This is a genomic window from Endozoicomonas sp. OPT23, from assembly GCF_009653635.1.
Classification (GTDB): domain Bacteria; phylum Pseudomonadota; class Gammaproteobacteria; order Pseudomonadales; family Endozoicomonadaceae; genus Endozoicomonas_A.
The window spans coordinates 602,383-624,073 of the sequence record NZ_PPFD01000002.1 but is presented as its reverse complement, the minus strand read 5'-3'; the positions used below and the strand labels follow the sequence as shown (position 1 = coordinate 624,073).

18 protein-coding genes are annotated in these 21,691 nt (G+C 46.4%); 10 read left to right on the top strand and 8 right to left on the bottom strand.

What is annotated here, in order from left to right:
* Positions 1-13: 13 nt before the first annotated feature.
* Positions 14-1,255, bottom strand: coding sequence for a DNA polymerase IV (locus tag EOPP23_RS04645; protein ID WP_153764790.1), 1,242 nt, complete (start codon positions 1,253-1,255; stop codon positions 14-16).
* Positions 1,256-1,337: 82 nt separating this feature from the next.
* On the opposite strand from EOPP23_RS04645, the gene EOPP23_RS04640 reads away from it, so the two are divergent.
* The 3 genes from EOPP23_RS04640 to EOPP23_RS04630 all read left to right on the top strand — a co-directional run bounded on the left by EOPP23_RS04640 (position 1,338) and on the right by EOPP23_RS04630 (position 4,926).
* Positions 1,338-2,723 (top strand): hypothetical protein, encoded by a 1,386-nt coding sequence (locus EOPP23_RS04640; RefSeq protein ID WP_153764789.1) that lies wholly within the window; start codon positions 1,338-1,340, stop codon positions 2,721-2,723.
* A gap of 84 nt (positions 2,724-2,807) precedes the next feature.
* On the top strand, positions 2,808-3,776 hold the full coding sequence (locus tag EOPP23_RS04635; protein WP_153764788.1) for a hypothetical protein: 969 nt from the start codon (positions 2,808-2,810) through the stop codon (positions 3,774-3,776).
* Between the two features lie 142 nt (positions 3,777-3,918).
* The gene (locus EOPP23_RS04630; protein ID WP_153764787.1) at positions 3,919-4,926 is read left to right on the top strand and encodes a low specificity L-threonine aldolase; all 1,008 of its coding nucleotides are present in this window, start codon (positions 3,919-3,921) and stop codon (positions 4,924-4,926) included.
* A 49-nt stretch (positions 4,927-4,975) separates the two neighbouring features.
* On the opposite strand, the gene EOPP23_RS04625 is transcribed toward EOPP23_RS04630, so the two are convergent.
* A complete protein-coding gene (locus EOPP23_RS04625) occupies positions 4,976-5,533 on the bottom strand; it encodes a FlgO family outer membrane protein (RefSeq protein ID WP_153764786.1) in 558 nt (185 codons plus the stop codon).
* Complete coding sequence (locus EOPP23_RS04620; RefSeq protein ID WP_153764785.1) at positions 5,533-6,168, bottom strand: hypothetical protein; 636 nt, start codon at positions 6,166-6,168, stop codon at positions 5,533-5,535. Before EOPP23_RS04620 ends, EOPP23_RS04625 begins: the two co-directional genes overlap by 1 nt.
* A gap of 193 nt (positions 6,169-6,361) precedes the next feature.
* On the opposite strand from EOPP23_RS04620, the gene EOPP23_RS04615 reads away from it, so the two are divergent.
* On the top strand, positions 6,362-7,573 hold the full coding sequence (locus EOPP23_RS04615; RefSeq protein WP_153764784.1) for an MFS transporter: 1,212 nt from the start codon (positions 6,362-6,364) through the stop codon (positions 7,571-7,573).
* Here the strand turns inward: EOPP23_RS04615 and EOPP23_RS04610 are convergent.
* The 3 genes from EOPP23_RS04610 to EOPP23_RS04600 all read right to left on the bottom strand — a co-directional run bounded on the left by EOPP23_RS04610 (position 7,570) and on the right by EOPP23_RS04600 (position 11,356).
* Positions 7,570-8,832 (bottom strand): MFS transporter, encoded by a 1,263-nt coding sequence (locus EOPP23_RS04610; RefSeq protein ID WP_370514623.1) that lies wholly within the window; start codon positions 8,830-8,832, stop codon positions 7,570-7,572. The two genes, EOPP23_RS04615 and EOPP23_RS04610, sit on opposite strands and share 4 nt — an antisense overlap.
* A 78-nt stretch (positions 8,833-8,910) precedes the next feature.
* Complete coding sequence (locus EOPP23_RS04605) at positions 8,911-9,978, bottom strand: phospholipase A (RefSeq protein ID WP_228550559.1); 1,068 nt, start codon at positions 9,976-9,978, stop codon at positions 8,911-8,913.
* 91 nt (positions 9,979-10,069) lie between these two features.
* Positions 10,070-11,356, bottom strand: a complete 1,287-nt coding sequence (locus EOPP23_RS04600; protein ID WP_153764783.1) for an MFS transporter — start codon at positions 11,354-11,356, stop codon at positions 10,070-10,072.
* A 197-nt stretch (positions 11,357-11,553) separates the two neighbouring features.
* Here EOPP23_RS04600 and EOPP23_RS04595 point away from each other — a divergent pair, with 197 nt between their 5' ends.
* The 5 genes from EOPP23_RS04595 (at position 11,554) to EOPP23_RS04575 (ending at position 17,740) form a co-directional block, all read left to right on the top strand.
* Positions 11,554-13,083: an FMN-binding glutamate synthase family protein gene (locus EOPP23_RS04595; RefSeq protein WP_370514621.1), complete on the top strand. Its 1,530-nt coding sequence runs from the start codon at positions 11,554-11,556 to the stop codon at positions 13,081-13,083.
* A gap of 375 nt (positions 13,084-13,458) precedes the next feature.
* Positions 13,459-14,895, top strand: coding sequence for a hypothetical protein (locus tag EOPP23_RS04590; RefSeq protein ID WP_153764782.1), 1,437 nt, complete (start codon positions 13,459-13,461; stop codon positions 14,893-14,895).
* A 138-nt stretch (positions 14,896-15,033) separates the two neighbouring features.
* Positions 15,034-16,410: a hypothetical protein gene (locus tag EOPP23_RS04585; RefSeq protein ID WP_153764781.1), complete on the top strand. Its 1,377-nt coding sequence runs from the start codon at positions 15,034-15,036 to the stop codon at positions 16,408-16,410.
* Positions 16,411-16,491: 81 nt separating this feature from the next.
* On the top strand, positions 16,492-16,998 hold the full coding sequence (locus tag EOPP23_RS04580) for an 8-oxo-dGTP diphosphatase (protein WP_153764780.1): 507 nt from the start codon (positions 16,492-16,494) through the stop codon (positions 16,996-16,998).
* Between the two features lie 154 nt (positions 16,999-17,152).
* Positions 17,153-17,740, top strand: a complete 588-nt coding sequence (locus EOPP23_RS04575) for a TetR/AcrR family transcriptional regulator (protein WP_153764779.1) — start codon at positions 17,153-17,155, stop codon at positions 17,738-17,740.
* Between the two features lie 21 nt (positions 17,741-17,761).
* On the opposite strand, the gene EOPP23_RS04570 is transcribed toward EOPP23_RS04575, so the two are convergent.
* Complete coding sequence (locus tag EOPP23_RS04570; RefSeq protein WP_153764778.1) at positions 17,762-19,411, bottom strand: GMC family oxidoreductase; 1,650 nt, start codon at positions 19,409-19,411, stop codon at positions 17,762-17,764.
* A 274-nt stretch (positions 19,412-19,685) separates the two neighbouring features.
* Between EOPP23_RS04570 and EOPP23_RS04565 the strand changes: the two genes are divergently transcribed.
* A complete protein-coding gene (locus tag EOPP23_RS04565) occupies positions 19,686-20,735 on the top strand; it encodes an alpha/beta hydrolase (protein ID WP_153764777.1) in 1,050 nt (349 codons plus the stop codon).
* Here EOPP23_RS04565 and EOPP23_RS04560 read toward each other — a convergent pair whose 3' ends face one another.
* Complete coding sequence (locus EOPP23_RS04560) at positions 20,736-21,650, bottom strand: hypothetical protein (RefSeq protein WP_153764776.1); 915 nt, start codon at positions 21,648-21,650, stop codon at positions 20,736-20,738.
* Positions 21,651-21,691 lie beyond the last annotated feature (41 nt).

The window sequence follows — 21,691 nt, the reverse complement described above, 5'->3', positions numbered from 1 at the left end:
CAACGTATCTCACTTAAGTCTGAAGGGTATTTCTATGTCCTTCAGGCCGCCAGGCGGGTGAGATCACATTAGGCATGTCTGAACGATTCACCAGCGGCGCCTTGCACAGGGCAAACTCCCCGTATTTATGATTCACCGCATCAATCGTAGCCAGTAGTTTTTCCCGTTTCATATCGTCCCCCGAGAAGAGTTCTCCCTGACCGTACTTTGGCAGTAGTTCCAATGCACCTATATGCACCTGATTAACACCGGGGCCGCTAGAGTTACTGTCCCAGTAAACATTCAGAAAGAAATCCACCAGCGCCATAATCTGATCTCCGTCCGAGGTCGGCTGTTCTGTCTGCAGCTTCTTACTGATCCAGCCCCTGCGAGTATGAACACCGATACCGAACTGCCGGGATTGATAGTCATAGCGCCTCAACCTTGCCGCTACTTTCTCGCTCATATGCATCAGATAGACTCTCAGCACATTTTTATCCTGAGTATTGGGAGGAATGACCTTGCCATGACCAATGGTTTGCGGCGGTTTGATTTCTTTATGGATAGGGTCTGGATCCAAGCCCTGAGCCATCAACCAGATTCTACGGCCCAGATTGCCAAAGCGGCTGGCCAATACACTGATAGGAATCCTTGTCATATCACCACACTGATAAATGCCGTACTGAGCCAGATAACGACCAATACCGGAACCAATGCCGCAGAGTTCAGTAACTGCAACTGACTTCAGTCGCGCTCCTGCTGCTTCAGGAGCTACAACCGTAAGGCCATCAGGTTTCTGTAGTTTGGCCGCCCATTTAGCGGTGGTTTTATCACCACTGATACCAACAGAGCATTTCAGACCAGAGGCTTCATAGACACATTGTTTGATCTTTTCGCCTATCGCTTCCGGGGAGCAGTTGTAGAATTCCTGACACTCGGTCAGATCAAGAAAGGCTTCATCAACGGAGAAAATCTCAATATCCGGAGTGATTAATTCCAGTGCGGCCATAATACTGGCTGACATCTGCCCATAGCGATAAGGTCTGGAAGGTGCCTGAATCAGATCCGGCATTAATCCTCTTGCTTCCCGTAAACGCATGCCTGTTTTGATGCCTCTAGCTCTAGCTTCATAAGAAGCCGTGATAATACAGGTGCCTGTTCGACCATTAGTGACACAGACACCTCTGCCTCGCCACTCTGGCCTGTCCAGTTGCTCTATCGATGCAAAAAAAGCATTCATATCCACCAGCGCAATCATTCTCTGCCAGTTGCTCATTCCTCCTTCCGCTCCCTTCTTAAAATACTGTTTATTTATACAGTATTAACAAACTATAGTCGGTGAACAAGGTCTCTGCTGATTGAATATTTCAATCATGTTAGGGCTGCTGACAGGGCTGTTATGCAACTGGGGAACTTTCTTCCTTAATATCGCCAATACATTGGATTACAACGGGGACGTAACCATGTTCAGTCGCATAAGGTTTAAAAAGGCACGAATTCTATTTCAGGTGATTCTGACTCTGTTCAGCTTCTTTGGCTTCAATGAAGCTGTTCTGGCTGCCAGATACAGAAATGCTGTCTATATCAGTAATTTCGACGCTCATATGTCGATGGCAGCGTCTACTGTCAATCAGGCTTCCTGGGTGGGTTATGCCGGTTCCGGGGCAGAGGCCAGCCTTGCTGGTGACCCCGGCAACCTTAAGTACAACGAATCACCTTTAAAGCTGCTTGATCACGCTTTACAGAACCTTGTGGATAACTCTGCTATTGATGACCCTGACAAATCAGTAGACCTGGTGATTGGTATCGCCGGATACGATTTTTACCGTAAAAAGGACGCTCCAAAGCTGTCCTCACTGGCAGATTATCGATACACGATGTACCAGCATTGCCAGAACACTGCTAATAAAGAAGAGCATTTTAAATGCATGGCAAAAGCCATTTTTTCTGAAAAAGGCTTTCGCGTTGAATCCGTCAGACTGGTTGGGGATCACACTCTAATGGCCGCTGGAGCGGCTTACTGGCTGGAAAGGAATAAGCAGAAAGGCAGTAATTTTGATCTTATTCACGCCACAACCATTGCCGTGCCTTATCAAATCAGGGATGAAAAAATCACCCCTATGTCCGCCAAATTGCCGGAATGGCTAAGAATGAGCGGTGGCTACTGGGAAGTAGGGAAAAACGTTTCTCAAAGCTGGCTCAGCTCTCTTCCGACCACAGATAAGCATTGGGCGGACTATATCAGTAGCGACGCTGTTCGCCAGACCCTCAACGCTAGTGACTATGTACAGGATTATGACCGTGTTCAAAGCAAGGAACACGCCATGCTCAAACGCTGGGAACATACCGGCGTTAATACTCTGGGTTATCAGGCCGGCCGTATTCTGGATACCGAGCAGAAGCAGGATTATCTCACTGGGGATCATGCCGTTCGTCTGGAAACCTATGACAAGGCTCAGCAACAATTAACGCCTGTTATGAACAAAACCATTGAAAGCATCGCCGCCATTATCAACACCAAGCAAATTGAATACTACTTTGGTCTTGCCGTCGATGAGCGCTATCCCATTGTTATTATGGGAGAATTTTCCTCAAACGCACTGAAAACACAAGCTTCACAAGCTACTCTTCTTAAGAGTCTGCCTGAAAGTAGTCGGGACAGGGTCAGGTTTGTACCGGGAGATTCCTTCTTTGATAACCTGGCCGGAGGTTCAAGAAAACTGCTGCCAGCGGATGGTCAGTGATACTGACAGCTCTGTTATGCAAACAAGGTCGAAAGTTGCATAAAGTAGAGACATAAGAAAGGAGTGTATGCCAAGGAGGCGAGTATGCTGAACCCAAATAACGGTTTTATAAAAACAATAACGCAACAGATGAACATTGCACTGCATGGATCTGGTTTTATGCCGGGCGATACTGAGCGCCGAGCAGACAGAACTGCAGAAGTAGTATTTGGAGCCTTGGGTAAAGGTGTGCAAATAGCCACAGACTATATCAAAAGCTATTTTCCTGGAGAAAAGAGTCAGGACTCGAATTTGGTAACAGCAGAGCAGAAACCATTGCTCAAACGAGAAGTTATGACCGCTAGAGTAGAGATAGCACTGCCATCACTTAAGGCCAGCGAAACTCAACAGAAGGAAGAAGCACCTGTTCTGCAGAAAAAGGAATTCACCAGTCGAATTCCAAAACCAACTACAGGCAGCACTTACAAGTTAAGTACCGAGAAGCTTAAAGGAACAAGACTTCCTTTATCAGCCAGTTTGAAAAAGAAACTGGAACAACCTCAAGGTAGCGGCATCGAGTCTTCTGTAAAAAATGCTCCAGAGGCAACAGAGACTAGAGCTCAAGCAGACAAACCAAAAACAGCGTTTCTGTCTTCTGCTGAGCAAAAGACTCACGAGCTAACCAGTGAGATGACATCAGCTGAAGTTGTTAATAAGTATCAAAAGCATGGCAGAACTGCAGTTTTTGAAAAAGATCAGCAAAAGAAACCTTATGAAAGGAAGCCGTCTGACAGAGACTTCATCGCAGAGAACATAGAACTTCAAGGGAAGACTCAAGCAAAGAAGTCAAAAAGCCAGAAAGACATAGTCGAGCATAAGCAGCCAGCTCCAGGGCCTGCTTCAACAAAAGACTTTATCAGTCTGAACCGTGAAGCAGCCAAAAATGCAGTAATCAAAGAAGGAAAAACAGCAGGAAAGTCTACATCACTAAGACCAAAGACTGATGAAGACTACACGGCGGGTGAATATATCGCTTATCAGTACCCAAAAACTCTGAAGCCTTCTACGCATTAAGCACTGTAAAACGCAAAAAGAATACACTCCTACTTGGCCGGGAATTTTCCCGGCATCTTTTTTTAAACTCTTCTAAGCTGTTCTCAGTCAATAAAAACAGTACCATAACCCGCCTGATAATAAGGCAGTTGTCGATTACATCATGATCAAGAATTTTTGCAGTGATAATGGCTCCGGTGTCAGCCCGGAAGTCATGCAGGCTTTAGTTGAAGTCAATACAGGCCATATGCCTTCCTACGGAAATGATGCAGTTACTCTGGAAGCGGATGAGCTGATTAAATCAGCTCTGGGCAGAGACTGTGACATTTTCTATGTTTACAACGGTACGGCTGCCAACACCCTCGCCTGTAAAGCTGTTTTACGCAGTATCGATAGTATCATCTGCCCTGACAGTGCCCATATTTTCACCCATGAAGTAGGCGCTCCAGCTAATGCCACTGGCAGTAAAATTATTACCCTGCCAACTGTTCACGGAAAAATAACGCCCGAGCAGATAAAGGAAGCCCACCAAAAAGAAACCTACTGGGGGGCACATGCCACACGCCCAAAGTTAGTCAGCATTTCTCAATCCACGGAATGGGGAACGGTTTATACCCTTAATGAACTCAAAGCCATCAAAACAGTTTGCGAAGCGTTAGGCATGCTCCTGCATGTGGACGGTTGTCGTATTTATAATGCTGCCGTCAGCCTGCAATGCTCATTGGCCGAGATGTGTCAGCATATTGATATCCTGTCTCTTGGTGGTACCAAGAATGGGTTGATGTTTGGTGAAGCTGTCGTTTTCTTTAATCAGGAAGCAGCTGACGGTTTTCTGCACCTGAGAAAACAGGGGCTGCAATTGCATTCCAAAATGCGTTTTATCTCTGCTCAGATGAAGACTCTGTTTACTGATCAGCTCTGGTATAAGAATGCCGAACAGGCCAACCAAATGGCGGCAAAGCTTGCCGAAGGATTGGTTAAGCACGCAGATATCGCACAGTATTGCCCGGTACAAACCAATCAGGTGTTTGTGACCATGCCTGATGAGCTGGCAAAACAGTTGATGGCTAAGGTTGGTTTTTTCCCTAATGGGCCGGAGTGTTATCGACTAGTGACTTCGTTTGATACGACGGAGGAAGAAGTTGATGGGGTTCTTGGGTTGCTAAAGTAGGGACTGTATAAAACTTAATGGTCAGGCATATACCTGACCATTATCTTGTTCATCGAGTACGAGTAAGTGTTCTAATATCAGAATCCATAGGTAACTGAAAATCGATAGAAGAAATAACCATTTTGCTATTACTGTCAATCAAACGGGCACTGACATAAACAGTGCGACTTCCCAGCGCATAAGTACCTGCCAGAATGGCGTTAGCATTATAATTTTTACTGAGAGTCTTTAACTTACGAGACAAGGTAAACTCACCGCTCTCCGAACTATCCCCACGATCCTTAATATAGACACTATTACGCATCTTAATTTCAATTAAGCTGAAGCCATTATCCGTAAGCCCAGACGATAACTGTTCTGAAAGAATGCGGCCAAAAGTAGATGTCGAGTTTAGTGTATTTATATCGGCCAAACTGGTCGACAAAATTGTAGATCCTTCAGGAAGCTCTTTTTGTGCTTTGACTGCAAGAGCCTTAGCAGCCTGCTTACTGATTTCAACCAGATCAATAGCTTCTGGCTCTTTATAACCATTAGGGTTCGTTGCTGCGCATGCTGTTAAAAAGAAAGAAAGCATTAGCAACACAAATTTTGAACAGATGCTTTTCATTATTCACCTGCCCCTGCTTCATTATTTGTCAACTTAATCAAGCCAGACTTATCAAACTGATTGATAGACAAGTCCGTAATATAGTAAACATTCGTTTCAGAGAACTTGATTTCAGCACCATCCATTAGCCTTGTGGTAACAGAAACTTCTGTATCTGTTTGGGATGGCTTTGACTTGTGTTCGTCATAGGCAACGACAACAGGTAAAGCAACTACAGGGGCCTTAATAACAGCCCAGATTCCTCCTAATACGCCAGAGACTGGAAAATAAGAATTATCTCTATCTCTTGGATGTCTAACCGTATCAACCTGAACCTGCAGTTCAAGAGAGTCAACTCTTGGAGAAACGAGTACTGGAACACCGCCATTAACCAGCTGGCTGATCAACTGTTTGGAGAAAACCTGCGAAAATTTGGTATTGAACTGGCTCTCATCAATATAAACAGCCTGCTTAGCATTCGGCAGTTTCGCTGTAATTCGGCCAGACACATGCTGAGCAATCGCTCCCCAATGCTGCGCAGACTGCAGCTTAATCTGGTTGTCCTGAGAGACATGAACTGCCGGTGGCAAAGGACTGCAGGCAGCTGTCGCCAGTACTGCTGCAGTCAGAAGAGACAAAGGAAGACACTTCTTCACTTCAAAATCCTTGTTTTAATGTAACCCTGATATGCGACGTGAAACTTACAATATTCTGAGACTTTTGTCCTAGTTAATTTGACCCCGCTCACATTTTGACACGTCTAGTCTCCTACTCTTCCAAGAGCACAAAGATATGAGCTGGAGCATGTTTCTCTTCTATCCTTGCTGTTAAGGCAACCGTAGAAAAACCATGAAACGCAACCATCGAATCACCAACAAGGGCATCCTTCCCGCCATGGCGGCCATCTTTGTCGATGTGTTGTCCTACGGGCTGATCACTCCTTTACTGGTGGCTGCCTTCGCCGAAAATATCTTCCTGGCTGATAACCCTGCCCTTCAACCTTTAATGCTGGCCCTGGCCTTCGCTCTGTTCCCACTGGGCATGTTCTTCGGAGCAGTTATTCTGGGGGATCTCAGCGATCGCTGGGGAAGACGTAAAACCCTGATGCTGTGCATGGCCGGGCTGACTCTGGCGTTCAGCGCTATGGCTCTATCAGTCGCATTGGGCAGTATCAGCCTGTTGCTGATAGGCAGGCTGGTCAGTGGCCTGCTGGGTGGTAGTGTTGCCATAGGTCAGGCAGCTATTATCGACCGATCCACTCCGGAAGACCGCCCTGTTAATCTAAGCCGCATTACTATTGCCAATACCTCTGCTCACTTTCTCGGTCCCGGTATAGGAGCCTTGCTGGCGGACTCAGGTCTTTATCTGCCTTTTATCTGCATCAGCCTGATAGCCATAGCAACTCTGATCTGGATTGCCTTTGCCATGGACGAGAGCCGAAGAATCGTCGGCAAAGGAGATATAATTAACTGGCAAAGGCCTATACAGGTATTTCTGGATGCGTTTCGACACCCTCTGATTCGTCAACTCAGCCTGATTTATATTCTCTTCCACGCTGGCAACAGCATGAGTTATCAGTTCTTCTATATCTTTTTGGGGGAAAAATTCGATTACTCACCCAGCGACCTGAGCCTATTCAGCACCATTGCTATGGGAGGAGGCGGCCTGATCACCACCTTCCTGATCTTACCCTGGCTCCAGAAACGTTTTACGCCGATGAATCTGTCTATCTACGCACTGTTGAGTGCCGGACTGCTCAGCATGGTTTTCCAGAGCGATATCCTCATGGCTCTGCGCTGGCTGACTGGTTTCGTATGGGCCATTGCACTGGTAACCGCCTATGTCAGCACTCTGGCACTGTTCAGCAACTGCGTGGAAGAGGAAAGGCAAGGCTGGGCTATGGGAGTAGCCAGCTCGGTATTCGCCTTTTCATTTGTAATAGGCGGGCTTTCAGCTGCTTTACTGGCAATGACCAGCGTTGAAATATTGATCTGCATTGCCGGTTTGTTACTGATTCTGGCCGGAGCATTGCTCTATGCCATACGGAAAAACTTTGACTAAAACCCTCTCTGCCTTCCTGCCAAGAGCACTGCCAAAATCCCCAGACAGCCACTAATTGTAAGATACCAGGCCGGTGCAGCCAGATTACCGTTCAGCTTGATCAGTGCCATGGCAATAATAGGAGCCAGGCCACCAAAGACGGCAAAGCTGATGTTATAGCTGAGTGCTATTCCCGAATAACGAACCGACACAGGGAACAGCCGTGATAGCAATAAAGGTGCTACGCCAACAACTCCACCCATTACCAATGCACTGAACAACATCATCAGCAACAAGCTGGCATGACCCGTGACATAGGCAGGAAAAATCAACCATCCCGAAAAAACCACCAGCAAGCTGGCAAACAACATGACTCTACCTGCAGGCAATTTATCAGCAAGCAACCCGACAGCAACAAATATCAGAGAGGAAAAAAACACACCAACACCACCGGAAACAGCAACATCAAAGGCGGAATAATCCAGCAGTTTGGTCAGATAGCCCGGAGTAAAGAGAAACAGCAAAGGCATGGAAACAGCAACAGGCGTAATCAATAAAATACCGATTAACAGCTGTTTTCGGTATTTCTGAAGCAAGGTTAAAGCCGGAACTTTCGACTGTTCTTTCCTGTAAGCCATAGCCAGAAAGACTTCTGATTCCTGAAATCGTCGCCGAATGATATAGCTGCAGATTCCCAGACTACCACCTAATATAAAAGGAATACGCCAGCCCCACTCCTGCATATCTTCTAAGGGCAGAAACCATGTCAGTCCTGCTTTGATCAATGAACCAAACACCAGTCCATTAACAAAGGCAAGAAACAGCAGAGACATAACCAGCCCTTCCCTGCGATCAACGGTCTCGCTCAGGTACGTCATGGCTCCGGGAATTTCTCCACCGATAGAGAAGCCCTGAATTACCCGACACAGAGTAAGAAGAACCGGAGCCCAAAGCCCAATCTGTTCATAAGATGGCAGAAAACCAATCATGGCAGTGGAAAGCGCCATCAATAGAACGGTAAGGATAAAAGTAGGCTTTCTGCCGTAGCGGTCACCAAAGTGGCCGAAAACCAGGCCTCCCAAGGGACGAGCCAGATAACCTGCAGAAAAGGTGGCGAAGGTAGCCAGTAATGATGAGTAAGGGTCATAACTGGGGAAGAAATGAACAGAGATGTACTCTGCCATCAGGGCATAAATTATAAAATCGTAAAACTCTAGAAAGCCACCCAGAGAAGTTACCCAAACCAGTTCTCTGTGCTCTCTGGCAATTATTGTATCCACTGGCCATGTCCCGATCTATCGGTTAGAGCCCTGTGATATCAGAGCCTTAAGGATAAGTCAGGATAGAACAAATTAACCTTATAACCAGTCTGTGAGCATAACGCCCACGCTCAAGCGGTTAACACTGGCGTTGTAATCGATCAGGCTTTCACCGTAACCGTTGAAATACTGAACATAACCCCGGAAACGACGGGTGAGAGGGAAGGACCAGTCAACCTGAATTGCTCCTCGGTTATCACCGCTTTTCAGGTTGTTTCGCATCATGACAGCAACCAGTTGTCGATTCAGGCGATACCCCATATACAGCTCTCCGTACCCCATATAATTATGTATATCCGGGTTATCATCCTTTTTAGAGGTGAATTCATTCTCCCCTTTTTCATCGTCAGGCTCAGGAATTCGATACCAGGTTTTCAGTCCCAGATAAAAATTATCTCGCTCAGTAATAAACTCCGCATAAATCCGGTTCCAGCTTCTGGAAAGACTGCCTGAACGGCCATTGGACTGATGACTAAGACCGACATCAACCGCACGTAACCTAAAGCCAAAAGGCAGAGGCTCATTCATCAGAAAACTGGCAAAAACTTCCGGTTCATGATTGGTTTCCCTGAAAGGCGCAGAGAAATCATTATACGCCTGCCACCAGGAAGTGTTCGTATAGGCTACATAGAGATCACCATGCCCATTCCATACTCCTCTGACCAGAGGCGCCTTCAAACTCAGCTGAAATTTAATCTCTATATTATCCAGATACTTCCCACCCTCGCCGTAAGGTGCCCTGTTCATATCTTCATTCCAGGAAACCGGTAAAAGATAGTTAGGCTTGTGAGGCATGATCAGAAAGCGGTTGCCTGCCCCTTTACGCTCACCCTGAAGACGGCGATCAAAGGCGGTCAACTCAACTTCCTCGCCCTGTGGAGTCGATGCTACTGGTTGTGTCTCTGACACTCCTGGCAATTGGTAGACACTGGTGCTGCACTCTTCACGTATAGTCTTCAGATTGGTATGTGCATCACCGTTTATGGCTTTTTTCAGCAGACATTCTTCAAAGGCTGTCGCAGCCAGTGCAGAATTTCCTGCAGCCAGCAAAACAAATGATAAACAAGTGCCTTTGAACGACATACGTCCAGTAGTTTTAATTTTCATGGAAGGCTTCAGTGAAAAAAGTGATCAGAGTATCAGGAAAGTTAATCCAGTCACTGCTCAAACGCAACTCTCCTGAAACTATTTTTTAGCCTCAGACCTTATTGCACAAGGCCTGCGTCGCATAGTCAGGCCACTTGAACAGTAAACTGAAAAGACTTATTAAGGCAATCAAACCGATAAGCAGCCCCGGCCCTGCATTTCCGTAAAACGAAATCAGCCAGGTTGAAAGAAAAGGCGCAATACCACCACACACAGCAAAGCCGAGATTGTAGGTTATAGCAATGCCAGAATAACGCACTTCTGTTGGAAACAGTCCGGTTATCAACGGTGGTAACAATCCTGATGTAATTGCAGCAAAAACACCACTGATCAAAACCATGTCTTTGATGTCTGCATGGGGCAAAGAGAAATAGATAAAGGCTGGATAAGAACCCGCAGCCAGAATCAGAACCAGCAATGACACCAGAAGCTTTCTGTTAAACACGTCGGTGGCCAGACCGGCCAACAGAGACAGCGGCGCAACCAGTAAGTAGGTAACCGCTGTATGCCACGCCACTTCTCCCCTGGGAAAACCTATAACCGTTGATAAATAGCTGGGCATATAAACGCCATAAACCGTAACGGCAGAGCCACAGAGACTCATCAAGAGTAGTGCGCAAAATACCTGCTGGCGATAATTTCTGAACAATTCTACGACAGGAATATTCGCACGGGCACGAACCTGATCCAGCGCCATAAATAAACCAGACTCACTGAAGTGTCTTCGAATCAGGTAGCTGAATACTCCCAGAACACCCCCAATCAGAAAAGGAATACGCCAACCCCAGTCTCTCATCAGCTCTGAACCTAGTGCTGCATTGAGAATGCCTTGCACAAAGGTTCCCAGTGATATGCCCACCATCAGAGCCATATAAAGAATGCCTACCATAAGCCCACGGCGTTCCGGCACACTTTCACTGAGATAGGTAATAGCTCCGGGCAACTCACCACCTAGCGAAAAACCCTGAATAATTCTTAGCACCACCAGCAACACCGGAGCCAGCACGCCAACGCTGTCGTGGGTTGGTAAACAACCCATCAAAGCAGTACTGATGGCCATAACCACAATGGTTTGAGTAAACGTCTTTTTACGCCCCAAACGATCACCGAAGTGACCAAAAAAGACGCCACCGAGAGGCCGAGCTAAATACCCAACAGTAAACGTTGCAAAAGTGCCCAGCAAAGAAGTGACAGAGCTGGATGAGGGAAAAAAATTATCGGCAATATAGCTGGCCATCAGCCCGTAGATAATAAAATCATACAGCTCCAGCATTCCTCCCATGGAAACAGCCAGTGCTAGCTTGTATTGTTGAGCCGGTGCCGAAATACATCTGGGCATAACATCCCCTGCTTAATGCTCAGCTATTAAAGAGGTTAAAGGTTAGCCCTGACTCAATTTTTTGCTATACCAATGAAACCGCTCTGTCTCTGCTAGCGTAATTAATAGCCAATAAGAGCTGATTCTGCCTGTTGCAACCACCCTCACTGCCGACAGCATTTTCTGTAATCCACACTTTGCTTTTAAGGAGTCCCAACATGGACCTGAGCATGGGAATGGAGCTGCTGAACCACGATTTCGTAGCTTTTCTGACCGCTGTTCTACAAATAATGGCGTCGTTGTTTGTTTTCTTTCTCGGTATCGGTGTCGTTGCCGTTCTGGTGATGTACTGGGCTGATAAGCACCAAACCAGCCATACCATTCGCAGAAACTACCCTGTGATTGGACGCTTTCGATACTTCTTTGAGCATGTTGGTGAATTCTTCCGACAGTATTTCTTTGCCGGTGACCGGGAAGAGATGCCCTTTAACCGGGCACAACGTTCCTGGGTTTATCGAGCCGCAAAGAACGTTGATAGCACCGTTGCCTTTGGTTCCAGTAAACCCATCAAAGAGAGCGGGTCCATTCTCTTTTTGAACTGCCCTTATCCAACTCTGACTGAAGATGCCCGGGAAACAGCCAGCGTGTTGATCGGGCCTCACTGTGAAAAGCCTTATCGCCCCAACTCTGTCTTCAATATCTCCGGTATGAGCTTTGGTGCATTGTCTATTCCGGCCGTGAGAGCGCTGTCCAACGGTGCCAGAAAAGCCGGCTGCTGGTACAACACCGGTGAAGGTGGATTGTCTCCTTATCACCTTGAAGGCGGTTGCGACATTGTCTTCCAGATTGGTACGGCTAAATACGGCGTTCGTAATGAAGCCGGTCAGATGGATGATGATCGACTCAGGGAAGTAGCCGCCCATGAACAGGTAAGAATGTTTGAAATCAAGCTTTCTCAGGGCGCCAAGCCAGGTAAGGGTGGTATTCTGCCAGGCAATAAGGTGACTGAAGAGATCTCGAAGATTCGTCTCATTCCAGTCGGACAAGACTCCATCAGTCCAAACCGTCACCCTGAAATCAACTCCACCGGTGACCTGCTGGATATGATTGAACGGGTCAGAGGCGTTACCGGTAAACCTGTAGGCATCAAGTTTGTATTGGGTGCCGAGAACTGGCTTCATGACCTGTGTGCAGAAATCAAAAAACGAGGCAGTCAGTCTGCACCGGACTTTATGACCATCGACAGCTGCGATGGCGGTACCGGTGCTGCACCTATGGCATTGATGGATGATGTGGGCCTGCCTCTGAAAGAGAGCCTGCCATTTGTTCACAACCTTCTACTGGAACATGGACTCAGAGAAAGAGTACGGATTATCAGCTCAGGTAAGCTGATCAACCCGTCGGATGCAGCCTGGGCTTTATGCATGGGCGCTGACTTTATGGTTTCAGCCCGTGGCTTTATGCTGGCTCTTGGCTGCATTCAAGCATTGCAGTGCAACAAGAATACTTGCCCCACTGGTATTACGACTCACATAGAAAAGCTTCAACGTGGACTGGTGCCTGAAGACAAGGCTGAGCGAGTGAAGTTTTACCACGATAATCTGGTTCATGATATTGAGCTGATTGCTCATTCCTGTGGTGTCGACGAACCCAGAAAGCTGCGCCGTTATCACGCCAGACAAGTGATGGGAAATGGCCAGTCTACACCGCTGGACAAGCTGTTTCCTTATCCTGAGACTAAGTCATAAAACTGTAACTATCGAGCAACCTCCAGCAGGTTGCTCGCTTTTCTTTCTATCAATCTCTTTATTCCCGCCTTTTTTCATTTTTCTTCTGATAAACAACCATAAGTTTCCCTTTTTCCTGCAGATAAAAACCAGACAGCGCTTATGAGACTGCTTGGAAAGTAGTGCCTTCAGCAAGGTAGATACTTTTCAAACAGTCTCTCGGGAAGTATGAGCGATCACTGATTTCAATCGCCTGCCGGCACCCAATGATCTGAGGAAAACCCTATGCACTTATGGAAAAGCACCCTGGCTGTGGCTGTAGCCCTTGCTGCCTCTGGTTGTAATGACAGTTCTTCTGGTGGTAGTTCAGCTAATTCCCTGAGCATTATAAACTCGATGAGCATTGTTAATCCCGACACTAATACTCCTCAGGCTTCCGGTCAGGGTGGTCAGGCTCAGGTCAGTGCTTTTGCTGAGAGTGGAACTGAGTACAGCAACTTCTCTCCCGAAAGCATTCAAGTAGATGTTGCTGGAGATGAGCCCGTAGATTTCATAAACAACATCCTATGTTTTATCAGCCAGGTTGTCCCTCAGGATAATATCGATGCAGGTAAATATGTAGCAATGGTGGAGGAGGGACAGTGCTTTGGTGGTGATACCGCCTACCAGCGTGTTACTACCAACGTTGAGACATCTGGCTCTGATTTTATTGTTAATTTATTCTGGAATGATGATAGACAAGATGTCGATCAAAGAGTCCGGATTGTTATTAATGAAGGAGCCAACGCTACTGCACCTTTTGGTGTGTTCAATATGTATATGCAAACCATACCCTCAGGTGGCGGACAAGCAGAAAGAGCACATGTATCAGTTGACCGAACAACTTCAGATCAAGCAGAAGTTGTTATCTCTGTCCCAAATATGCAGGCATACGCTACAGTCAATAACGAAAGAACAGCAGGTTCTTCATATACCAGCCTAAACTTCGGCACACCTAAAAACATAAGAATGACTTTTGATGGTCAATATATTCGCTCAAGAGACTCTTCAGAAGTTACTGATGTATGTGTCGACAAGAGTAGCAGCACAGAGCAGGTCTACGGTTATGCCCTGTTTTACAAAGAAAGTGGCAGCACTTCATCCGGGACAAATTTCGTTGCTGGTGAGCAAGTTGAGGTCAACCCAGGTATTGGCTTTACCTACACGGATGAAGGAGAAAGCCGCATTGGCTTCGTTTCAGATTGGGGTGTCTGGACAGAAGAACCTTTCTCAAGTGAGCCTACTTCCGGAAATCCTGTCACACGCAGAGTGACAAGCCAAGACGATGTTAATACACAATATGATTTAACGCAGACTCTGGTTGATAGCGCAATTGAAACAACTCTGAGATATGTTGGCGGCGATAACGATGGCAACCTAGTCCCCTTTGGAGGAGAAGTTTCCTTTGAGAATACCACCCTGGATCAGACCAATAATCGAGATGAAGAAGGCACTTCCAGCCTGACAAGAGATCTCTTCTATTTCGGTGAAGGTACCATGGGAGTATTTAATGATCCTACTCCACCGGCACAACCTTCAATTGAATTCAGCCTCAGAGATGGAGCTGAGTTAAGTAGTAATTCTATCAACTATGTAGTCAAAGCCACCAATATACTCCAGCAACTTGACCCCGTTGCAGATATTGGAATCGATGGCTGTGATCTGACTTTACAGGATCTCAGTGACAACTTGGTAGATCTAGATGACCTGTCTGGCGACTTGTTCCAGGCTACTGAATTCACAGAAGCTACGACAGCACCAAAATACATAAACGGTGAACTACAGCAGAACTAAACCTGTCTGAATTTCTAACTCTGCAAATATAGAGTGCTTTAAGCTGTAGCACTCGTCCTCTCTTAACATCTAGCACTTTAATCCCAAGCACCTTCACCTGCTATCCTTGATCAAAACAATCAAACGAGACTGCGTCCAATGAATACTTGGTTGAAAGTCTTTGCGCTGGCTTTGCTTATCATCACTGTGCAGATTCAGGCCAATGATCACGAAAAAAAGAACCACCAGATCATTCAGGACTATATCCAGCTGACCTATGGCGACAGCCTGCCGCTCTCATCAATCGAGATAGATCAGCTCAGCTGGGTCATGGATAACCCGCATTCAACGCCAGAACAAACAGCCACTGCAACTTCATCAGACATCCACAGGGACATCCCCAGAGCGTTAGCAAGAATCTATAATTTGAAGCTCCTACAAAAGGGCAATGATGAAGCCTACAGACTGTTTATTGCCCCACAAAACAGTCTGGACTGCCAACCCTTGAGCCGAGCTGCTTTCCAGAATCTGTCCCGACTTTTCCAAGCTCTTTCACTATCAGAGATAGAAGTGCTGAGAGCCGCCGCTATTATCAGCGCAGTTCCACTCAGCCCTAAAGCGAAAGAAAAAGCGTCAGAGACTTTTTCACAGCCTCTGCCACAAGACAGTACTCAGTTTCTCAGCCTGACCGCGACTCGAGCAGCCAGTGTCTACCCTCTGGCGAAACATATCATTGAGAAACACCCTTCAGCAGCACGCCTGTTTACTATCGTATTTTTCCCTGACAGTCATCTCAGACATATGATGTACAACGAAGGTTCTCTGAATATGTACCAACCTCTGAGACAGGCACTTGCAGAGAAAAAACTGAATCAGGACGACCTCAAACTCTGGTACGCCTATTGGGTGGATAATATTGCAGGGTTTCGAGGCCACATCAGCCCTGTAGGATCTGTGTATTTATCAGAGAATACTTACCGCGCTATGGATGCTGTCTGGCAGCAGCTGATGAAAATGGCTGATCAGCCCAAGTTCAATCCAATGGTTGGCTATCTGAAAATAAGAAGTCAGTGGCTCGGGCTGGATCGAATGATTGGCGTTTCCAGTGGAGAAAAACTCGCACTGGCTGCACTGGCTGCCACTCTCAGATTATTCACTCCTGCTGAAGGACAGGAGCTTGTGACAGCCTTTCGCAGCCTTCACCCAAAACAGCAGTCAGCCTGGGAACATTATCAGTGGCGGCAAAGGCAACTGACAGGCACGCCTTCGCCAACTTATGTTCCTGCGTTGTTTGGCAACGCCTTGTCGCTCACCGATCTGCAGACAACGATCAGGAAATTACTGCCTTTCTATTTAAAGGTGGTTCAACGGGCAGAATTTCTCAGAAAGGAAGGTGCTCTGGCCAGTAGTACTCCAGTCTCGTTCTTCAAAATCAGCCAGTCAGGCACAATCAGCAGACTGCTTTCAGCATCGGGTAACCCAGCCTTTCTGATTGAACCTGAAACCGGACTGGTTAAACTTAAACCAGTTCAATAAGGCACGCCTAAAAAATCAGTCAGTAGTTATTTCACCTTCATTCGTTATACTGATTCGCAGTCTCAGTTATGGAATTCATCAATGACCGCTTTGTCCATTACCTCATTGTCAGAAATCGACTGGTCACAATGGCAGGCCAAAGACCCGGCCACCCTGACGTTTATCATTAAAGATGGTCAGGTGCTTTTAATCAGGAAAAAACGTGGACTCGGTGAAGGTAAAATCAATGGTCCGGGCGGCAAGGTAGAAGCTGGAGAAACCCACGCTGAATGTGCAGTTCGTGAAGTGCAGGAAGAGCTCTGCGTAACGCCACTTAATATGCAGTATCACGGCGAGTGCCTTTTTCAGTTTATCGATGGTTACTCCATTCATGTCCATGTCTATTCAGCCAATGACTTTGAAGGAACACCGACAGAAACCGATGAAGCCATTCCTCTATGGTATTCTGTGGAAGACATGCCGTACGAAGAAATGTGGGAAGACGACCATATTTGGTTACCGAAACTTCTTGCTGGCAAAAGTTTTCACGGTAAGTTCATCTTTGATGGCAACAAGATGCTTGATCATCAACTAAACCTGCTGGACTGATCAATAATTGTGTATCTGCACCATTGAATATTAAATGGCAGTTTGCTCGCTGCAAATGGGCAAACTGCTTATGAACTCGTTACAGCCGTTGACACAACACCCGATTCCTTTAGAGTCAGTAACCGAAATAACAACATCTGGATATTGACTCTCCGTGACCGCCACCGACTCTGTAAAATCTGATAAACGACTGCCTGATATTCTCGCTGCAGCAGAGCAATCCATTCGTCGGTTTGGTATTCGAAAAACATCCATGGGAGATGTGGCATCTGCCGCCAAGGTATCCAGAGCAACGCTTTATAATTATTTCAGTGATAAAGAAGAACTGATTTCAGCGGTTCTTAATCGTGCAGGTGAACAGTTTTGTAAAGCGGCTGAACAGGAAGTTGCCAAGTACGACAATCTTTTAGAGAAGATCACTCAGGCCATTATCTGGTGTCGACAACAAAGTAACAGCGACCTGTTTCTGAATATCAGTGAAACAGAACCTGAAACAGCGGCCATGATGGCACTGAATGGAACCCATATCGAGAGCTGTATGGATTTCTGGCCCAGCCATGTTCAAAAAGCCATGAACTCAGGTGAGATCAGCTCCACTCTTGATTGTGATCAGGCTGCAGACTGGATTCAACGAGTCATCCTATCCATGGTGCTGTTTCCGGGTTGCCAGCTGGAGCTAGACAACCCAAAACAACTTAAAACACATCTTGAGCAGTTTCTATTCAGCGGTTTTCGTAGCTGACGATTTTTTTAACCGCATAGTTCAGGCTGAATCTTCCAGAATCATGGTTGCCGCTTTTTCAGCAATCATAGTCACGGGAGCATTGGTATTGCCTGATACCAGCGTAGGCATAATAGACGCATCGACAACTCTCAGTCCTTTCAATCCATGAACTCTCAGACGTTCATCTACTACTGAATCATCGCCTTTCCCCATACGACAACTGCCTGCTGGATGGTAGCAACCCAACGCATGCTCTCTTATATATTCCAGAATCTGTTCATCTGTCTGTTGCTCTACTCCGGGAAATATTTCTTTTTGAACCGAAGCTTGCAAGGCTGGTTGGGTGAATATAGTTCTGATACGACGCACAGCATCAATCAGTTCTCGCTTGTCTCGTTCTGTTTCCAGAAAGCCATGACGAATCACCGGACTGTCGTCAGCCGATGCCGACCTCAGACTGATTGAACCTCTGGCATCAGGTCGCAATGGATAGGCCATGGCTGTTATGCCCGGCAGAATTTTCGCTTTGTTATCCGGGTCAGAATCATCAGCAGCGGCTGGCGAAAACACTACCTGACAGTTTGGCCTTTCATGGTCGTCACCATTGGTATTAAAAAAACCGGAAACCAGTGCGCCATTGAAGTTGAGCAAGCTTTCTTTTTTTGTCAGATATTTCACCATATGACCGACCAGACGATGGGGTTTAAACTCCTCAACCATGCTCTGGCCTTTCTGACATTCATAAATCACATTGATGCCCAGATGCTCCTGAAGGTTTTTACCCACAGCAGGCATGTGCTTGATTGTTTTGATTTTATGACCTGACAACGTTTGCTGATCACCCACACCAGACAACATCAGCAGTTGAGGTGAATGAAGTGCACCTGCGCTAAGAATAACCTCCTTCTTAGCCTGAAAGGATTTTGTTGTACCTTTGCAGAACAGCTCAACACCAACAGCGCGGTCGTTATCAAAATCGATTCGTTGAACCTGAGCTTCGGTTATAACCCTCAGGTTGGGACGCTTTAAAGCATCATGAAGAAATGCTCGGGCACTGGAATATCTCTGACCATTGGCCTGAGATAACTGTGTGTAATCAATACCGGATTGTTTCTCACCATTAATATCCGGATTTCGATTCAGTCCTGATTCAACAGCAGCCTTAACAAACTTGTCTGCTAACTCAGGTCTAAAGCGTACGTCAGAGACTGGCCATTCGCCGACATTGCTATGAAAAGCACTGTTATGAAGTGAGTCTGTATGAATAGAATCAGAGTTTCTTAACTGCTTTTCACTTTTCAGAAAATAAGGCAGAACCTCTTTGTAGGACCAGCCGTCATTCCCCAGCTCAGCCCAATGATCGTAGTCTTCCTGCTGACCACGGACATACATCATGCCATTGATGGCACTAGAACCGCCCAGCACCTTACCTCTCGGCTGTTTTATACGACGGTTATTGAGGTTTGGTTCAGGTTCAGATTGCAAACGCCAGTTAAGCTTCTTATGGTCATACAACAAGGCAAAACCAATGGGCACATTAATCAAGGGGGACTTGTCTTTAGGGCCCGCCTCAATCAAAAGAACCCGATTATGGCTGTCGGCAGAGAGTCTATTGGCCAGCAGGCAACCAGCAGTACCCGCTCCCACAATGATGAAATCAAAAGTATTCTGAGATGGCTGACTCGACATCAGAAGCTACCCTTTTATCTTTTTATTATTATTTTCGGGACATTCTCTAGTCACACCACCTAAGTGTGTAGACACACGTAGTCGAATATTAGATTGTCGTTTCCCCGCCGCAGGCAGGGAAATGACATACGAATTCAAATGTCCGAGCACTTACATAAATTAGACAGATGACGTTTTTTGTCAAATTATAGACAGGTTACATTATCAGACAATTAACTTAAACTGCATTACAGTCATTGATAATCAAAATAACAAACCTTCAGGAGACGCCTGCATGACTGTTGCCCTCACAGTTTTAGCACTGCTCATACTCTTTGGCCTTTACCGTATATGCCAGACACCTGGTGGCCCCATTGGACTTAAACCAGCCTTATTTTCCTTCCTTACTCGAGCTGAGCGAAAGCCTTTCGCACCTGACCAGCGTGAAGGTGCTGATAAGTTTACGGGGCTGGTCATGAAATATCGGTCCATTGATGAATCAATAGATGTTCAGAAACGCTTTGTGCCGACAATTAACGGCGATGTACCCGTTACTGTTTACAAACCTGAAGGAGAGGGCCCTTTTCCAGTGATGCTCTGGATGCATGGGGGCTGCTGGCTGGTTGGTCGGCCTGAGCATGGTGAATCTGAACTCAGAGCCATCGCCCGTGATGCTGGCGTCCTCGTGGTATCTGTTGACTATCGCCTGGCTCCGGAACACCCGTTTCCAGCGGGGCTGGATGACTGCTACGAAGTGTTGCGCTGGTTAAGTGAGCACGCTGAAACCTTTACTGGTGACCCCACTAGAATCTGCACGGGCGGAAACAGTGCTGGCGGTAATCTGGCTGCTGCAGTCGCACTGCGAGCACGAAATGAAGGTGATATTTCCCTGTTCTGCCAATATCTTCAGGTTCCGGTTCTGGATGCCTTAAACAGCAAAGATTGGGAGTCCTATCGTCTGTTCCATAAAAACTATTTGCTGACCGAGGATGGCATGAAGGAAGCCATCGAGCTTTATACACCCGATGTCGAAGTCCGCAGCCATGAATATGTCAGCCCGGTGAGAGCAAATAATCTAAGTGATTTACCTCCGGCGCTGATCACTACAGCAGAAGTGGATGTACTCAGAGATGAAGCAGAAACCTATGCAAGAAGGCTCAGCGAAACAGGTTCAGTAGTCAGCCATGAACGTATTCCAAAAACGATTCACAGTTTCATCGGAAGTAAAAAAGCTATGCAGCGAAGTACCGAGCTGGCTATTGAATGGATTAAAAAATACGCAGCACAGCCTGCAGCAATAAAAAACACGCAAGCAAAACCGACCCTGGAAACCACAGAAGTCTGATTATTGTGTTCCAGGAGAAGGCTGAAAATATTCAGCCTTCTCCAACAGCTTCGCTATTCTGGTTTTATCCACAGTCGCATGCAATCGATCCGCTAAGTCTAATGCCTTTTCTGCCTCAACACCTGCAGCCTGCCTTTTACCCATAGCCAATAGCACTTTAGCCAACTGATAGTGATAGAGCATTTTTGATCTGGGCCCATTAATATGATTTTCAATGGTCTCGATCTCAACCAGGGCATTGATGTAGTTCTGACGAAGGTACTCTACTCTGGCGAGCCTCAAGCCAACTCGAACCATTTCATAATGGTTATTCTGTCTGGAAAAAAGCTGAAACGCTTTTCTAAAACTCTGCTCGGCTTTATTAAGATCTTTCTCAGAACTGGCACTTTCACAATAAGCTGCACCAAGGTTGTAAAGAATTTTTGCTCGGAGAAAATTGTCATCTACCCTGTGCTGCTCCAGCATGACCAGCGCTCTTTTACCATAAATTATGGCTTCATCATTACCCAGTCCGCGATAAACTCCGGACTTCAAATAAAGGCTTTCAATATATTCCCGCCACCTTGAATGCTGTTTTGCAAAAGCTTCTGCGGATTCTGCCAGTTCGAGGCTTTCACTGTAATTACCCAGAAAGAATTCACTGGAAGAGAGCTGCAGTTCGATCTGAGCCTTGGCCAGATACCTCTTTTCCTTGACCGCCTGCAATATGGCCTGCCTGCCGTATTTAAGTTGCACCTTCCAACATCCCTGCTTCTTCAGTTCAATATTGTTTTCCAACTGCCAGTCCACCAGCTTTCCTGCCTGTTTTTCAGCTTCATTTGCCAGCATTTTGCAGATAGAAGGTTCAAATGCGATGGCACTGGCAGAGTGGCATAAGATAAATAGCAGGATTAGCTGGTAGCATCGGAATTTCACAGCAAACTCTCCCACCCGGACCATCAGATTCAAATATGGTT

Bases quoted from the DNA above. Each gene is read 5' to 3' on its own strand.
- EOPP23_RS04630 (WP_153764787.1), top strand. From the start codon at position 3,919: ATGATCAAGAATTTTTGCAGTGATAATGGCTCCGGTGTCAGCCCGGAA.
- EOPP23_RS04580 (WP_153764780.1), top strand. From the start codon at position 16,492: ATGACCGCTTTGTCCATTACCTCATTGTCAGAAATCGACTGGTCACAA.
- EOPP23_RS04625 (WP_153764786.1), bottom strand. From the start codon at position 5,533: ATGAAAAGCATCTGTTCAAAATTTGTGTTGCTAATGCTTTCTTTCTTT.
- EOPP23_RS04570 (WP_153764778.1), bottom strand. From the start codon at position 19,411: ATGTCGAGTCAGCCATCTCAGAATACTTTTGATTTCATCATTGTGGGA.
- EOPP23_RS04615 (WP_153764784.1), top strand. From the start codon at position 6,362: ATGAAACGCAACCATCGAATCACCAACAAGGGCATCCTTCCCGCCATG.
- EOPP23_RS04600 (WP_153764783.1), bottom strand. From the start codon at position 11,356: ATGCCCAGATGTATTTCGGCACCGGCTCAACAATACAAGCTAGCACTG.
- EOPP23_RS04645 (WP_153764790.1), bottom strand. From the start codon at position 1,255: ATGAGCAACTGGCAGAGAATGATTGCGCTGGTGGATATGAATGCTTTT.
- EOPP23_RS04595 (WP_370514621.1), top strand. From the start codon at position 11,554: ATGGACCTGAGCATGGGAATGGAGCTGCTGAACCACGATTTCGTAGCT.
- EOPP23_RS04585 (WP_153764781.1), top strand. From the start codon at position 15,034: ATGAATACTTGGTTGAAAGTCTTTGCGCTGGCTTTGCTTATCATCACT.
- EOPP23_RS04590 (WP_153764782.1), top strand. From the start codon at position 13,459: ATGAGCATTGTTAATCCCGACACTAATACTCCTCAGGCTTCCGGTCAG.
- EOPP23_RS04565 (WP_153764777.1), top strand. From the start codon at position 19,686: ATGACTGTTGCCCTCACAGTTTTAGCACTGCTCATACTCTTTGGCCTT.
- EOPP23_RS04635 (WP_153764788.1), top strand. From the start codon at position 2,808: ATGCTGAACCCAAATAACGGTTTTATAAAAACAATAACGCAACAGATG.
- EOPP23_RS04605 (WP_228550559.1), bottom strand. From the start codon at position 9,978: ATGAAAATTAAAACTACTGGACGTATGTCGTTCAAAGGCACTTGTTTA.